The 14,324-nt window shown below is 68.9% G+C and carries 12 protein-coding genes; 5 read left to right on the top strand and 7 right to left on the bottom strand.

The window, feature by feature from the left end; all coding sequences use genetic code 11:
- Positions 1–58 precede the first annotated feature (58 nt).
- On the top strand, positions 59–832 hold the full coding sequence (locus EAS64_RS10270) for a DeoR/GlpR family DNA-binding transcription regulator (protein ID WP_145852707.1): 774 nt from the start codon (positions 59–61) through the stop codon (positions 830–832).
- A 33-nt stretch (positions 833–865) separates the two neighbouring features.
- Here the strand turns inward: EAS64_RS10270 and EAS64_RS10275 are convergent, their stop codons facing one another.
- A complete protein-coding gene (locus EAS64_RS10275; RefSeq protein WP_222849180.1) occupies positions 866–2,308 on the bottom strand; it encodes a DHA2 family efflux MFS transporter permease subunit in 1,443 nt (480 codons plus the stop codon).
- Positions 2,309–2,405: 97 nt separating this feature from the next.
- On the opposite strand from EAS64_RS10275, the gene EAS64_RS10280 reads away from it, so the two are divergent.
- Positions 2,406–3,449, top strand: a complete 1,044-nt coding sequence (locus EAS64_RS10280; RefSeq protein WP_222849181.1) for a sigma-70 family RNA polymerase sigma factor — start codon at positions 2,406–2,408, stop codon at positions 3,447–3,449.
- Here EAS64_RS10280 and EAS64_RS10285 read toward each other — a convergent pair.
- Positions 3,421–3,750, bottom strand: a complete 330-nt coding sequence (locus tag EAS64_RS10285; protein WP_145852709.1) for a hypothetical protein — start codon at positions 3,748–3,750, stop codon at positions 3,421–3,423. The genes EAS64_RS10280 and EAS64_RS10285 overlap by 29 nt on opposite strands.
- Positions 3,751–3,818: 68 nt before the next feature.
- Here EAS64_RS10285 and EAS64_RS10290 point away from each other — a divergent pair, with 68 nt between their 5' ends.
- A complete protein-coding gene (locus EAS64_RS10290; protein WP_145852710.1) occupies positions 3,819–4,406 on the top strand; it encodes a TetR/AcrR family transcriptional regulator in 588 nt (195 codons plus the stop codon).
- Between the two features lie 148 nt (positions 4,407–4,554).
- Here EAS64_RS10290 and EAS64_RS10295 read toward each other — a convergent pair whose 3' ends face one another.
- Positions 4,555–7,716, bottom strand: coding sequence for a ferritin-like domain-containing protein (locus EAS64_RS10295; protein ID WP_145852711.1), 3,162 nt, complete (start codon positions 7,714–7,716; stop codon positions 4,555–4,557).
- A 31-nt stretch (positions 7,717–7,747) separates the two neighbouring features.
- Here EAS64_RS10295 and EAS64_RS10300 point away from each other — a divergent pair, with 31 nt between their 5' ends.
- Positions 7,748–8,653 carry a LysR family transcriptional regulator gene (locus EAS64_RS10300; protein ID WP_145852712.1) on the top strand — a complete coding sequence of 302 codons (906 nt, stop codon included), beginning with the start codon at positions 7,748–7,750 and terminating at the stop codon, positions 8,651–8,653.
- 4 nt (positions 8,654–8,657) lie between these two features.
- Here the strand turns inward: EAS64_RS10300 and EAS64_RS10305 are convergent, their stop codons facing one another.
- The 3 genes from EAS64_RS10305 to EAS64_RS10315 form a co-directional block, all read right to left on the bottom strand.
- Positions 8,658–9,089, bottom strand: a complete 432-nt coding sequence (locus EAS64_RS10305) for a GlcG/HbpS family heme-binding protein (protein WP_145852713.1) — start codon at positions 9,087–9,089, stop codon at positions 8,658–8,660.
- Between the two features lie 151 nt (positions 9,090–9,240).
- Positions 9,241–10,176 (bottom strand): glucoamylase family protein, encoded by a 936-nt coding sequence (locus EAS64_RS10310; protein ID WP_145852714.1) that lies wholly within the window; start codon positions 10,174–10,176, stop codon positions 9,241–9,243.
- A gap of 568 nt (positions 10,177–10,744) precedes the next feature.
- Entirely contained in the window at positions 10,745–13,108 is a 2,364-nt protein-coding gene (locus EAS64_RS10315; RefSeq protein WP_222849182.1) for a glycoside hydrolase family 3 N-terminal domain-containing protein, read from the bottom strand.
- A gap of 410 nt (positions 13,109–13,518) precedes the next feature.
- Between EAS64_RS10315 and EAS64_RS10320 the strand changes: the two genes are divergently transcribed.
- The gene (locus tag EAS64_RS10320) at positions 13,519–13,938 is read left to right on the top strand and encodes a hypothetical protein (RefSeq protein WP_145852715.1); all 420 of its coding nucleotides are present in this window, start codon (positions 13,519–13,521) and stop codon (positions 13,936–13,938) included.
- Positions 13,939–14,000: 62 nt separating this feature from the next.
- On the opposite strand, the gene EAS64_RS10325 is transcribed toward EAS64_RS10320, so the two are convergent.
- Positions 14,001–14,279, bottom strand: coding sequence for a hypothetical protein (locus EAS64_RS10325; protein ID WP_187365821.1), 279 nt, complete (start codon positions 14,277–14,279; stop codon positions 14,001–14,003).
- Between the last annotated feature and the right edge of the window lie 45 nt (positions 14,280–14,324).

The following is a 14,324-nucleotide window of genomic DNA, read 5'->3' on the forward strand; positions in this document are numbered from 1 at the left end:
GGCGCTAGACTAGCAGCAGATCGTGCAGAAACATGCAACAACGGGAAGGATCGGGAAAATGCTGGCCGCGCAGCGCCGCGAGTACCTGCTCGACGTCCTTCGCCGGGACGGCAAGATCGTCGCCAAGGAGGCCGCCGACGCCTTGGGGATCTCTGAGGACAGCATCCGCCGCGACTTGCGCGACCTGGCCGCCGAAGGGCTGTGCCAGCGGGTCTACGGGGGAGCGCTGCCCGCTTCCCCGGCGACCGCGGGCCTGACGAAACGGGCCACGGTCTCCGTCGCGGGCAAGCAGCGGGTCGCCGCCCTCGCGGCCGGCCTCATCCGCCCGGGCGCGACGGTGATCATCGACGGCGGCACCACCGCCCTCGCGCTCGCGCGCGCCCTCCCGGCCAGCCTGGCGTGCACGGTGATCACCCATAGCCCGGTCGTCGCCGCCGCCCTCGTTGAGCACCCCGCCGCCGAGGTGCTCATCCTCGGCGGCAGGCTGTTCAAGCACTCGGCCGTCGCCTGCGGCGCGCTGGCGGTGGAGGCGGCCCAGCGGGTTTCGGCCGACACGTTCTTCATGGGCGTCACCGGCGTCCACCCCGACGCGGGGCTGACCACCGGCGACGCCGAAGAGGCCGCGATGAAGCGCGCCCTGGCCGGGCGCGCGGGGGAGTGCTACGTCCTGGCGTCCGCGGAGAAGATCGGCGCCGCCTCCCCCTACCGCGTCATCCCGCTCGCGCAGGCAACCGCCGTCATCACTGACGCTCCGCCGGGCAACGCCACTGTCCGGGAGTTGCGGGCGCGTGCCGTCGAGGTCATCACGGCGGCCGCGAGCCCCGGCTCTTGACGGGTGAACACTCCACCGTTCCGTGGCGGGTTTTTATTGGGCGGAGGTCGTGTCGAGCGTGCGGGTGGCGCTGGACTCGGACGGCACGCCGACAGGCTGCCGCCGCGGGGGTATGGCCAGGCCGACGATGGCGCCGGCCAGCGCCAGGCACGCACAGGCGCCCATCGCCGGGCCGAAGCCGTCGGTGAACGTCGCGGGGGAGGCGTAGCTGCCGTACGCGGCGAAGATCGCGGCGCAGATCGCGACGCCGAAGACCCCGCCGAGCTGGCGCAGCATGTTGAACGTGCCGGAGGCCTTGCCGATGTCCGCGGGCGACACGGCCGTCATCACCACGCTCTGCGTCGGCGGTATGGCCACCGATATCCCGGAGCCGGCCAGGATCAGCGGCACCACCATGTCCGCGTAGGGCAGGCCCGGCCTGGCGATCAGCGCTATCCAGATCAGGGCTCCGGCGAACGCCGTCAGCCCGCCCGTGATGAGCAGCCGCTCACCGAACCGGCGGATCAGCGTGCCCGCGAACGGCGCGATCACCACCAGCGTTCCCCAGCCCGGCAGTAGCCGCAGGCCGGTGCCGAACGGTCCGTAGCCAAGACCGGTCTGCAAGAACTGCGCCATGAAGAACACCAGGCCGAACAGCACGGCGAACACGCACAGACAGGCGGCGTTGCCGGCCGAGTACGCACGGATGCGGAACAGCCGAAGCGGCATCATCGGATGAGCGGCCCGCAGTTCCCAGGCGATGAAGACGCCGGTGAGCGCCGCCCCGGCGGTCAGCGTCACGACGATCTCCGGGCTGCTCCAGCCAAGGCTGGTGGCACGGATGAGCGCCCAGACAATGCCGAGTGCGGCGCCGGTCGCCAGCACCAGGCCCAGCGGATCGAGCCTGGCATGTGCCCGCGTGGTGGCGCTGAGCCTGGTCAGGACCAGCGGGACCAGGATCACGCCGATCGGGACGTTCAGCCAGAAGATCCACGGCCACGCGATGCCCTGCGCGACCGCGCCGCCCACCACGGGACCGGTCGCCACCGCCAGTCCGGTGACGGAGGTAAAGATGCCGATGGCCCACGCCCGGCGCTGCGGGTGAAATCCCGCCGACAGCAGCGCGAACGCCAGTGGCAGGACCAGTGCCCCGCCGGCGCCCTGCACCGCCCTGGCCGCGATCAGTGCGCCCGCGTTCGGCGCCAGCGCGCACGCGGCGGAAGCGGCGGTGAACAGCCCCATGCCGACGGCGAGCATCCGCCGCTGTCCCAGCCGCTCGCCGAGTGCCGCGCCGGGCAGCAGTAGTACGGCGAAGGTCAGCGTGTAGGCGTTCACCGTCCACTCAAGCGCCGCGAGCGATGCGTGCAGCTGCACCCTGATCACCGGCAGCGCGGTGGCCACCACCTGGGTGTCAAGCGACACCATGAAAGACGCCACCGATGTAACCGCCAGCACCCAGCCCTGCCCGGGCGTCAGGCGCTTTCCCTCTGTTCTCACGTTTCCTCCCTGCAGCGATCTGCCGTCAGGGATACAGACACCCGGCCGCGCGGAAGCTCGCCGATGACTTTCCGCCGTGACCGGTGTCGGTACAGAGGTGACGAGCACAGACATCATGCTGGAGCGTGTTCGCGCGGGAGACGCTCAGGCCTTTGCCGAACTCACCGGCCCGTACCTGTCCGAACTCCGGCTGCACTGCTACCGGATTCTCGGTTCGGTCCAGGACGCCGAGGACATGCTGCAGGAGACCCTGCTTGCTGCCTGGCGCGGCATTGGCCGGTACGAGGGCCGCGCCTCGCTGCGCACCTGGCTGTACCGGATCGCGACCAACTGCTCATTGAACGCGCTGCGGGCCAGCGGCAGGCGCCCGCGGCCGGAACCGCCGGAGCCGCCGTTCGAGGCGGTCACGCCGACCCGGCGCGGTGAGCCGGTCTGGCTCCAGCCGTACCCGGACGCCCTGCTGGACGGGATACCGGACACCATCGCGGGACCGGACGCGCGCTATGAGGCGAAGGAGACGATCGCGCTCGCGTTCGTCGCCGCGGCACAGCACTTGCCGCCACGGCAGCGCGCGGTGCTGCTGCTGCGCGACGCACTCGGCTTCCGGTCCGCGGAGGTGGCGGACATCCTCGATACCAGCGAGACGTCCGTGAACAGCGCTCTGCAGCGGGCCAGGGCTACGATGGCGGCGGTGCTGCCCGTCCGTGATCGGGACAGCGCGCCGCTGCCGCGGTCGGCGAAGGAACGCGACCTGGCGCAGCGATTCGCGGCGGCCTACGGGGACGACGATATCGACGGCGTGATCGCGCTGCTCACTGACGACGCCTGGTTCACCATGCCGCCTGCCACGCTGGAATACCAGGGTCCCGCCGCGATCGCGAGCTTCCTGGCCCAGAGCTCGCGGTACCGGGGCAGCCGGCACACGTGGCTGATTCCGACCCGGGCAAATGGTCAGCCCGCGTTCGGCTGCTACGTGCCTGACGAGCACGCCGGGATCTGCCACGCGCACGGTGTCATGGTGCTGACCATGCAAGGGATGCGGATATCCGCGATAACTCGCTTCGTCGACGGCGGCCTGCTGCCGCACTTCGGCCTGCCGCGCACCCTGCCGGTCAGATGGTCCAGTCGATCGGGTAGTTGACGATCGGGGTGAAGGTGACACCGACCTTAACTCCGTCTCGCCGGGCATCCTCGATCATCACCTTGAGCCGGTCCATCTGCTGTGCGTGCTCCTCGGTCTCCCAGATGCTGACATGTACCCCGGAGCCGTCGGGCGAGGTGCCCACGTAGTAGCTGATCAGGCCGGGCAGTGCCTTGATGGCCGGAATCAGGTAGTGGCTGATCGCGACGGACATCTCCTGAACCTCGGGGAACCGGACGGGATCGAAGTTGCCGCGTGAGACGCGGATGACTGCGGTCGGGGGGAGCGGGCCGGCGGTCACGGTAAGCCTCCTGCGCTATTTACGTTCCGATAGGGCATCATAATATAATCAGGCCAGGAGGATGTGAAGTGAGACCTGCCGCCGTCCGCCCTGCGGGGCGGCCGAGAAATCCCGAGCTGGACCTGGCAATCCTGGCCGCGGCCGAGCAGCAGCTCCGCGAGTCCGGCTACGGGGGAATGTCCCTGGAGTCGGTGGCCGCCGCCGCCGGCACGACAGTCCCTGCCGTCCGCCGCCGGTTCCGCAGCAAGGCCAGCGTGGCCGTCGCAGTCATCGACTCGCTGCGGATCGAGAGCATGACCGACGGGTCGGGGCCGCCCCGCAGCCGCGCTCTCGCGGTCCTGCGGAACTTCCGCGCCAACCTGCTGCGCAGTAACTCCATGGCGGTGGTCGGCACGCTGCTGGCAGAAGAGCACCGTCACCCGGAACTGCTCGCCGCCTTCCGCGGCCGGCTAGTCGAGCCACGCCGGACTGCGCTGCGCCAGGTCCTGGCCGAGGGGATCAGCCGCGGAGAACTGTCCGACTCGGCAGACCCCGACGTCCTCGCCAGCATGCTGATCGGCTCGTTCTACGCACGGTACATCGCCACCTCCGACATACCCGATGACTGGGCAGAACAGGCCCTGCGGCATGTGTGGCCAGACGCGCGCGACACCTAGCCCCCCGGCGGCGAATTCCGTCCCGGGCGGGACAACGCCACCGCGTGAGCCTGGCTCACAGCGGCCCGCTCAGTGCTTCGGTGAACTCATACCGGGAGTCTCGCCCCCGGGGCCAAACCCCGCAATCCCCGGGAGACGACTAGGCGTCCTACGGCTGGAAACCAGACTCTGCCCACCGCCGGAAAACCTCCGTCCACGACTGCGGCCAGGCCCCGTCGCACGGCATGGTGCCGTTGCGCAGTTGCCGCAGGATCTCGGTGGCGTGCTGCTGCACGTCGTCACGGGACCACAGGTCGAACGCGAACCGCATGGACGTCCGGTCACGCTCGCGGAAAAGCGGCCGTATGTGCGCCTCGAATCCCACCGTCTCATCCGGCCCCGGCAGCTTGACGCTCGGCTCGGAGGCGCCGGCCTGCTCCCCGGATGTATCCGGCCGCCCACCTGGGCTCCAGTCCCAGCTGGGCACGTGTCCGGGGGAGTCGGCGGGGACTCGCGACGCCCACTCCAGGAAGCCGGCGAGGGCAGCACGGAACGCCGGGTCGTCCGGCAGGCCAGCCTGGTCAGCCGCCCGAAGCGCCAGCGAGGCCCAGCGCGCTCGCAGTGCGGGGGTGAGGTCCCGGCCCGCCAGCGACGTCACGCCGCGCCGCTGAGGGCCGCCGAACGCCTCCGCCAGCCAGGCCGCCTCGCGCTGCGGAGCGCCGGGCGGCAAGTCGGCGAACGCCGGCGCGAGCAGGTCGTCGGCGGGCAGCAGGCTCTCGTAAAGCATCCTGGTCATCCGGGTCAGCGCGGGCAGCCCGCCGGCCCACTCGAACAGCGTCGGATCGGCGGTGCCAGCCGGGTCGCGGAACTGCACGTACCAGTGCATGCCGCTGCAGAATGGCTTGTTCTGCGAGTGCCCGCACCGGCAGAGCGCGTAGTGCTCACGCGATGACCCCAAAGCCGGGGGTACGTCCTTTCCGGCGGCGTCCGCCAGCGGGATTGCGCCGGTCACGCGGTACGGCCCGTCCAGCGAGACCTCGATCGCCGGCTCCCGGATGCCATGCCATTCGGCCAGGTCACGGGCTTCCGTTCCATCGAATGCCAGGCTCAGGGCCCCGGACGGGCAGTCGCGCACCGCCCGGACGATCTCGTCCATCCGGCCGCCGCTCGGCGCGACAAACGGCTCAGCGTCGCTGCGGAACACCGCAGGCAGCCGGTCGGTGCAGAACCCGGAGTGCTGGCAGATGCCCCGGTTATCGAAGACCGTCACTTGCGTGCCGGGGTAGGTATCCCGCTGATCCGGAACCCGCTTGGGATCCTTGGCACCGCTGAACCCTGTCCGCGCGTGCGATCCATCGCAGAACGGCTTGTCGCCCGACTCCCCGCATCGGCAGAGCGCCAGCTGCGGTGGCACCCGCAGCCGCTCGCCGAGGTACGAGCGCACCGCGGCGGCGTTGGTAACCAGATAGGGCCCGTTCTCCGCGACCACGATCCGCGGGCGCAGACCGCGCTGCGTCTCGGCGAGCTCCGCGGCCTGCCCGGCAGCGTCTGGCGCCAGATCCACGGCGACCCGCTGCAGTGCTGCGACCGCCTCGAGCAGCTCCGGCGGTGCGGTGTCCGCCAACTGCACGCGCAGCTGGGTCGCGTCCATTGCGGCCCGGCGCGCTAGCTCGGGAACGGTCCCGTCCGGCACGCGGGGCTCCGGGACTCCTGAGGTGTCCGCCGGCCTGTCCCGGCCGAGGCGATCGGCGAGCGGCCGCAGCACGGAGTCGGTAATGCGCGCCACCGTTACGGTTTCCGCCGCCGAGTTTTCCGAACGGGTGGTGTGTTCCAGCAGAAGGTAGGCGGATCTCGCGACGTCGGCGAACGCCGAGGAGACGACGTCATCGAGAGAGCCGCCCGCACACGTTCGGTAGAAGGCACGGGCGCGGTCGAGCATGACGGGCACTTCCTCGACCGCCGCAGCTGGGGCCGGGGCTGGGCGGGAGGGCAGGTGCGCTTGGAGGGAGCTGGCGATGCCGGCCAGCGCGTCGCGGACCTCCGCCAGCGTCTGGGTGACCTCCGGGGTGGAATCGGTGCCGGACGGCTGGCAAAACGTAGCGGCCGCCTCGATCCGCTCGGCCAGGAGAACCCAGGCCGCCTCCCGGTGCGGTAGCACGTAGTCGCTCTCGTAGAAGAGCTCGAAGCTCGGGCCGGCGGTCTGGCCGGGGTACTCCGGGCCGGCGGGCAGCCTGGTGATGACGTCACCGAGCGGCTTGATCGCCTGCACCATCAGCGCGTAGGTCCCGTCGGCGAGCACCTTGAGCTGGGCATCGGTCTCCTCGGCATGCGCGAAGAAACGCTGCAACATCAGCAGGAGAACCTCGTAGCAGACGTTGAACAGGTCCATCACACGCTGCGCGAGCTGGTCGGTAACAAGCGGCACGTTGGGGTCTCGCTCGCTGGGGCGGACGTTCAGCGGGACCACCGGGCGCACCGGGTCAAAGCCGCGGTCGGCCTCGCGGAGCTGCTCGAACTCGTCGAGGATCTCGACGAACTGCCCGAAGTGCGCGTTCCGCCAGTCTCCGCGCGGCCCCTCGCCCTGCTCAAGGATCTCGCCTATTGCCCGCCGCGCCGACGTCACGTCCGTCACCGCGACCAGCTCCGGCCATTGGAAGTACTGCTGCGTGGCCTGGGCCCTGGGCGGGCCGACGAACAGCCCCCTCTCGCCGTATTTCTGCGCCAGGTGCTCGATGCCAGCCTCGATCGACCGGTACAAGTGGCCGACGGTCGCGAAATCCTGGCCGTGCGGCGCGATGTCGCCGGGTTGCATCGCCGGCGCCGCCCGGCCGTAGGCGGCCAGGCCGGGCGCGTCGTGCAGCGCCATGCCCTCCGGGCGCTCAAGGAACATGAAATGCCGCAGCGCCGCCTCGCCGAACGGCAGCAGCGTCAGGTTCACCCCGGCCGGGTAATGGCTGGCAGGCTGCGGAAAGTTCGGCCGCGACAGGTGCGGGGCCGCGCCGATCGCGGACAGCAAGTTCTGCACCAGTGCCAGATGCAGCATCTCCTGAGCGGCGACATGCGAGATCCGTTCCCGCCAGCGCCGGACAGTCGCGACCTGATCGTCCGTCAGCCCCTCCGCCGCGTCCTGCTTTATCGAGAACGCCGCGAACAGGTACTGGCACATGATCCCGTGCTCAAGCTCCGCAGCCTCGCACAGCATGTAGATCAGCGCCTCACGGTGCTCGATCACGAACGGGGCCTCGGGCGGCGCCAGGCCGCCTCGGGTCGCGATCACCTGGGCGAGCCTGCCAGGCAGTGCCTTCTGCTGCTCTTCTGTGCTCTCGGACATTGTCTTCCCCCGCAGTTAGGATGAGCTAGCGATGAACATTGAGCTGCGCCACCTCAGGTACTTCGTCGCGGTCGCCGACGAGGCGAGCTTCACCGCCGCCGCGCAACGTGTCCATGTCGCGCAGCAGGTCCTCAGCGCGCAAATCCGGCAGCTGGAAGACGCTGTCGGGACCCAGCTGCTGAACCGGACGAACAAGGGTGCCACGCTCACGCCAGCGGGCGCCGCGTTCCTCACGGTTGCCCAGGAGACGCTGGCCAGCCTGGACCGCGGCGTGGCGGCCGCACGCAACGCTGCCCGTGCGGTCTCCGGCAAGCTGTCGGTAGGGATCGGCTCCGGCTGCGAGAACGAGACCAGGACCCAGCTGCTCACCGCCTTCGAGCGCGCGTACCCGGACGTGGAGATACACCTGCGGGACTTCGACATGACCCAGCCGTCGGCTGGCCTGCTCGACCACAGCAGCGACGTCGCACTGCTGCGCCCGCCGGTCGCGGCACCCGGGATCGAGCTGGCGGTGGTGCGGTCGGAGCCGCGCGCATTCGTGCTTCCAGCGGGGCACGCGCTCGCGGCAAGCGAAAAGCTCACGTTGGCCGACGTCGCCGGGCTGCCGTTCGTCACCGCAGACCTGGCAACCGACGGCTGCGAGCCGCGGGCCTGGCAGGATGCCTGGCTCGTCAGGCCCCGGCCCGGCGGCGACGTGCCGATCATCGGTGCCACCGCCCGGACCGTCGACGTTTGGTGCGAGCACGTTGCAGCCGGGCACGGCATCGGCCTGTGCCCGTCTTCGGCAGCCACGTTCCACGGCCGTCCCGGTGTCTGCTTCATCCCGAGCGCCGGGCTGACGCCGACCACGATGTGCGTCGCCTGGCGGACAGGCGACACCAGGCCCGCCGTGCAGTGCTTCGTCTCGCTCGCGACGGAATCCGTCGCGGGCTCGTAGCACCTCACCCGGCGGCACCCGCCAGCGCCGCCTCGGCGATCGCGCGGTCCTGGGCCGCCGTCATCGCCCCGGCGATCCCGATGGCACCCGCCACCTGGCCGTCGGCCAGCACTGGCAGGCCGCCTGCGATCAGGGCGAGCCCGGGCCGGTTCGCGAACGACGCGACCGCCGCGGGGTCCGGCTCGATCGCGGCAAAGAAGTCGTCCGGCGGCATGCCGATGGCGGCGGCCGCGTACGCCTTGCTCATCGCTGTCTGCAGGCTTACCAGCGGGGCGCCATCCATCCGGCGCACCTCCCTGAGCACCCCCGACTCATCGACAGTCACGACGGTAACGCGCAGCCCGCCTGCCTCGGCCGCGGCCACGGCTGCGTCCACCAATCGCCGCGACAGCTCCAGGGAAAGCGTTGGCCGCGTTGCCCATGTGCTGGTTGGCATCTGGCTCACCTCCGCTTTGTGTTCTTCCGGCCATCCTCGCGGGCAACAGTGCCGCTAGGCCAACACTCCTTGCGGATGGGGCTACAGCCCACGGCTGTAGCCCCAGCCGCCAGCCATGATGAGCCGTGGGGGGGAGCAGGCGAAGGCTGGTTTAAATGGACATGTGCTCCAGTGACAGGTAGGTGCGGGCCGCCCAGGACACTGGGTCGCGCGCGAAGTCGCGCTGGATGGCGCGATTATTGAGCGCGTTGTCGAGGGCTGCCATGATCATCGACTGGTCGAGCACCAGGTAGCGGTGACCGACCGATCCGGTGGTGGGGCTCACGGCGTCGAAGAATCCGTCAGCGCCGTAGCTGCCCGGGTACAACGCGGTCAACCGCTGGATGTTGACGTAGGCCTGCTCCGGGGCGACATCCAGGGCGAGGAACGACGCATACGGCGTGATGACGTCCTCCGTCGCGCAGCCGTGGCACTGGGACAGTCCCAGGTTCGGATGGGCGGCGTCGGCGCCGGTCCCGTAATAGGGGAATTCCAGGCCCTCAACACCGTATCCGGCGTAGTTGCCGGTGTCGTCGGGGGTGCTTGACGGCGACATGCCCCAGACGGGGTAGTGCAACTGCTGGACGGCGTACCTGATCTGCACGTCGGCGGTGCGGGTGTCCGCGAGGCCGAAGCTGTGCGTGCCCCAGCTAGTTTCCGGGACGACCTCGTTAGGCATCAGCCCCTCGAACATCCCTCCCGAGTAGGTCGGGATGAAGGTCAGGCTGGAGCCCGGGTAGGTGTAGTGCCCCTCCCAGACCGGGAAATGCCTGCCGGACTGCGGGTCCGTGTAGGCCTGCCAGGAACCTCCCATCGGCCACTGTCCCTGCCAGGAGAAGTCAGGGTCGCTGGCCTGGCAGTCGGCGAAGGGGGCCGCCGGCGGCAACTCCCGCCAGCTGCGCCACCACACGTTGCCCGGCATCTGGCGCAGCCCCATGCCGATGTAGGCGGAGATCCGCGGGTCGCTGTAGAACGCGCCGTTGTGGTAGTAGTGCGTCCGGTTGTCGCCCTGATCTGGCGGGAGTCCGGCGTAATAGCCGCCGTACATCTGACCGGTTGGCTGGTTCCCGGCTATCGTCGAACGTGGGCGTGGGTTCTGCGGAGCAGTCGATGTCTCCCGGATTCCTGATGACGTCCCCGGTGGTGGTGTCGTACCACTGGTACAGGAATCCGTCGAACCGCTTCAGGTGCGCTACTTCGTGCAACGTGGCCGTCACCAGTTCGCGGGCTCGCGGCCTGGTGACCAGCCCGAGGTCTTGAGCGGCGACCACTGCCCACAAGTACACCCCGATGTTCGCGGCGGAGGTGTACCTGCCGTATCCGGTCGGGGTGGCGGACCCGGCCGCGAAGGTCAGGTTGTCAAGCGGCAGGTGCGTGATCGGGTCGACGTCAGCCTGGTAGAACTTCCAGGTGTCACGGGCGATGCCGAGCAAGGTCGCCTGCTGCGCCGTGGTCAGCGCGTGGTAGCGGGAAACCGGGCGTCCGGTTCCGGCCCCGGCGGCGGTCGCGGGGCCCGTGGTCAGGGTGAGTGCTGCGGTGGTGACGATGGCCATCGCGGGCGCGGCCAGCCAGCGCCGCGCCCGCGATCCTCGCCCGGATGTCGCGATTCTCATGAGTTATCCGACCGTGAACTGGCCTTGCGTGCCGCCGGTCGAGCTGTCACCGACAAAGACGTCGACGGTGCCGGGATCCACCTCGAACTGCCCGAGGTTGTTGTAGAAGCCGATGTTGCTCGGCCCCAGCGTGAACGTGATCGTCTTGGTCTGGCCGGGTGCCAGCGTGACCCGCTCGAAGCCGTTGAGCCGGCGGACGGGCTGCAGGATGCTCGTTCCGTCCTGGTGGGTGTAGGGCTGGACGACGTCGTCTCCGGCCACGGTTCCGGTGTTGGTGATGTCCGCGCTGACGCTGAGCGTCCCCTTTGTTGAGACGCTGGCCGCCGACACGTGCAGGTTTGACAGCGCGAAGGTGGTGTACGACAAGCCGTACCCGAAGGCGTACTGCGGCGTGTTCGCTACGTCGAGGTACTTCGATGTGTACTTGTTGTTCGGGTCAGCGGGGCGGCCGGTGGGCAGCTCGTTGTAGGAGATCGGGATCTGCCCCACGTTGCGCGGGAAGCTCATCGGTAGCTTGCCGCCCGGGTTTACCTTGCCGAACAGCACGTCGGCGACCGCGTTACCGCCTTCGGTGCCTGGGTACCACGCCTCGAGCAGCGCGGGGGCGTTGTCGGCGACCCAGCCGAGGGTCAGCGGGCGGCCGTTCATCAGCACCACGACATAGGGCTTTCCGGTCGCGGCGATGGCCTGGATAAGGGCGGTCTGCTGCCCGGGCAGGCTGATGTCGCTGCGGGAGGATGCCTCACTGGAGTCGGCGGACGGCTCGCCGGCGACTATTACGGTGACTGCCGACGCCTTGGCGGCGCTGACCGCAGCGCCGAAGCCGGATGTCGATGTGCAGGAGGTGTCGCAGCCCTGCGCGTAGCTGACCGTGGCGTTCGGTGCGGCCGTCTTGATGCCATCGAGCACGGGGACCACCGAGTTCAGGTCCGACGACGAGTACCCGATGGGCACGTCCGGGCCCAACTGGTCAGACGGGTTGTCGGCGAGCGGGCCTACGACAGCGATCGATGGCAGGCTGGTGCTGAGGGGAAGCGCGCCGTTGTTGTTGTTCAGCAGCACCATGGACTTGCCGGCCATGGTCCGCGCCGCCGCCAGGTTCGCCGGCGTCAGCTCGGCGGTCTTCACCCGGTTCGGGTCGGTGAACGGATGGTCGAACATGCCGGCCAGGAACTTCAGGTTCAGCACATGCCGAACCTCATTGTTGATGGTCGCCATGCTGACCTTGCCGCTCTTCACGAGGTCGGGTCCGTACAGGGTGTACGTGGAAAACTGGCTGGGTACCTGCACGCCCATTTCGATGTCCACGCCGGCGGTCAGCGCGAGCTGTGCGGCCTGCGCCCCGCTGGTCGCGTAGCCGAAGACTTCCAGTTCCTGGATCGCCTGATAGTCGCTGAGCACCGTGCCGCCGAACCCCCACTCGTCACGCAAGATCGTCGTGAGCAGGTACGGATTGGCGGAGGCAGGTACCCCGTTGAGCGAGGTGAAGGCGCTCATCACCGTTGCGGCGCCCGCGTCGACAGCGGCCCTGTACGGCGGCAGGTAGATGTTGCGCAGCTGCTGCTCGGACATGTCCGTGGACGCGTACTCGCGGCCGGCCTGCACCGCGCCGTACGCCCCGAAGTGCTTGATGGTCGCGGCCATCTTGTCCGGCGCGCTGTAGTCGCTGCCCTGGTAGCCGCGTACCTTCGCCGCGGCAATCGCCGCGCCGAGGAATGGATCTTCTCCGGCGCCTTCGACGACCCGCCCCCAGCGCGGGTCCCTGCTGATGTCGACCATCGGATTGAAGGTCCACTTGATCCCGTCTGCGGTCGCTTCGCTGGCCGAGATCGATTCGTCCCTGCTTATCGCGGCCGGATCCCAGCTGCTCGCCTCGCCAAGCGGCACCGGGAAGATCGTCTTGTATCCATGGATCACGTCGAGCCCGAAGATCACCGGGATGTGCAAGCGCGACTGCAGGGCGGCCTGCTGCACCTGGTTGATGTTGCTGACGCCGACGAGATCGAGGACGGAACCGACCGTTCCGGCACGTACCTCGTCGAGTAGCGTCTGCCCGGGGGTGCCGTTCGGGCCAGTAGGGCCGGACATCTCCAGCTGACCGAACTTCTCCGCGAGCGTCATCTTGCCGATCAGCGAGTTGACCTTGTCGCTGATCGACGCAAGCCGCTGCCTGGTCGCGGCAGACAGGCCGGCGCCGGCCTGCTGGGTGGCGGCAAGCGCCGCCTGGCCTCCGGCCCTGGCGGCAGCGTTGGTGCTGGTCGGCCCGGCCGTGGCCGCTGGGACAGTGAGAAGCGCCAGCGCCGTGAGTGCGCCGGCTCCGATGGCTAGCTGCGCGGCACGGGGGCGCCGCAGGGGACTACGCATCATTGCCCGTCCTCCTCTGCCAGGAGTCGAGCCGACTGTGCTTCGCCACAGCCGGTGAGATACCCGTCTGCTGACGCGGTCGAGTTTCCCACTGTTTCACGCAACGGAAAAGATCGAAGCCCAACAAGTCTGAAATGTTCTACGTTTTATTTCGTAATTTCTAGGCCGACACGATTGAAATCGGGCGTTAACAGTGGCTTCTTGCCGTTTATCCCGCAATCGGCTCGCCACTCGGCGACCTGTTATTACAGTTACTTATCGGTGTCAAAGTTCCTTGGGGGAATGGGGTGAACGGAGACTGCCTAGGCCGCGCATACGGATAAGTGCGCGGCATAACTCAGGTGGTATCTGGACAGCCGGGTCGCGCTCTGTACGGGCGAAAGCGCCAGTTTCGAACTCGAAGGAGACGACTCATGAGTCATGGCGGAAACCCAGAGGCCGGCACGAATTCCTTCATCGGAATCGACGGCACGGCTCTCACAATCACCAGCCCCAACGGCCCGGACACCTGGGTCATCCCGGTGAGCGACGCGTTCACCGTGTCGATGACCTGGGAACTGACGGGCATCTTCGCCGCTTGGCTGGCCGGTCTCGGCCTCACCTACACCGTTACGTACACGTTCGCCGGGGTGGGTAACGCCAACGGCACGCCGCTGTCGGTGGTGCGGACCACCGTGGCAGGACAGACCACCTACGGGGCCCCCGACACGACCGTGACCGTGCCGGCCAACTCACTGCCGGTGGGCACGTACGAGGTCCTGGCGCGGGTGACGTTCGGCGGCAACCCGCCGATGTCCGCGTACATCGAGATCCCGGTCCTCGACATCTACTAGGCCTGACGAGAGATCCGAGGCCGGCCGTGGCCGGCCTCGGATCGCCAGTTCCGAGCCGGTTCTCAGGCCGAAGTGCCGTCCCAGTCGATGCCCTGGCCGAGCAGCCACTGCCGGTCGGCGTCCGGCGGCTCCGCGGTGGCCGTGATGCCGCCCGCGCGCACGCCGCCCGTTCCGCCAACGTGAATCGCGGTAACGTCCCCTTGGTCAAGCACGAGTTTTTCCAGGTGAGGAGGCCACGGCAGCAGCAGCCGCCGCCCGCAGCGCAGGCAGGTCCACTCCTCTTCCCCTGACTCCACGCGGCTGCTGAGGACCATCTCGTGCTTCTCCGTCACGGTGTTCACCCATCCCGTTGTTCCGAGGCAGCATCGGTACGTTGTGTGCCATCA

This window comes from Trebonia kvetii, assembly GCF_007827045.1.
Classification (GTDB): domain Bacteria; phylum Actinomycetota; class Actinomycetes; order Streptosporangiales; family Streptosporangiaceae; genus Trebonia; species Trebonia kvetii.

What these genes read in the sequence shown, in the direction of transcription:
- EAS64_RS10315 (WP_222849182.1), bottom strand. Translation starts at nt 13,108, where the DNA reads ATGATGCGTAGTCCCCTGCGGCGCCCCCGTGCCGCGCAGCTAGCCATC.
- EAS64_RS10300 (WP_145852712.1), top strand. Translation starts at nt 7,748, where the DNA reads ATGAACATTGAGCTGCGCCACCTCAGGTACTTCGTCGCGGTCGCCGAC.
- EAS64_RS10320 (WP_145852715.1), top strand. Translation starts at nt 13,519, where the DNA reads ATGAGTCATGGCGGAAACCCAGAGGCCGGCACGAATTCCTTCATCGGA.
- EAS64_RS10310 (WP_145852714.1), bottom strand. Translation starts at nt 10,176, where the DNA reads ATGTACGGCGGCTATTACGCCGGACTCCCGCCAGATCAGGGCGACAAC.
- EAS64_RS10270 (WP_145852707.1), top strand. Translation starts at nt 59, where the DNA reads ATGCTGGCCGCGCAGCGCCGCGAGTACCTGCTCGACGTCCTTCGCCGG.
- EAS64_RS10295 (WP_145852711.1), bottom strand. Translation starts at nt 7,716, where the DNA reads ATGTCCGAGAGCACAGAAGAGCAGCAGAAGGCACTGCCTGGCAGGCTC.
- EAS64_RS10305 (WP_145852713.1), bottom strand. Translation starts at nt 9,089, where the DNA reads ATGCCAACCAGCACATGGGCAACGCGGCCAACGCTTTCCCTGGAGCTG.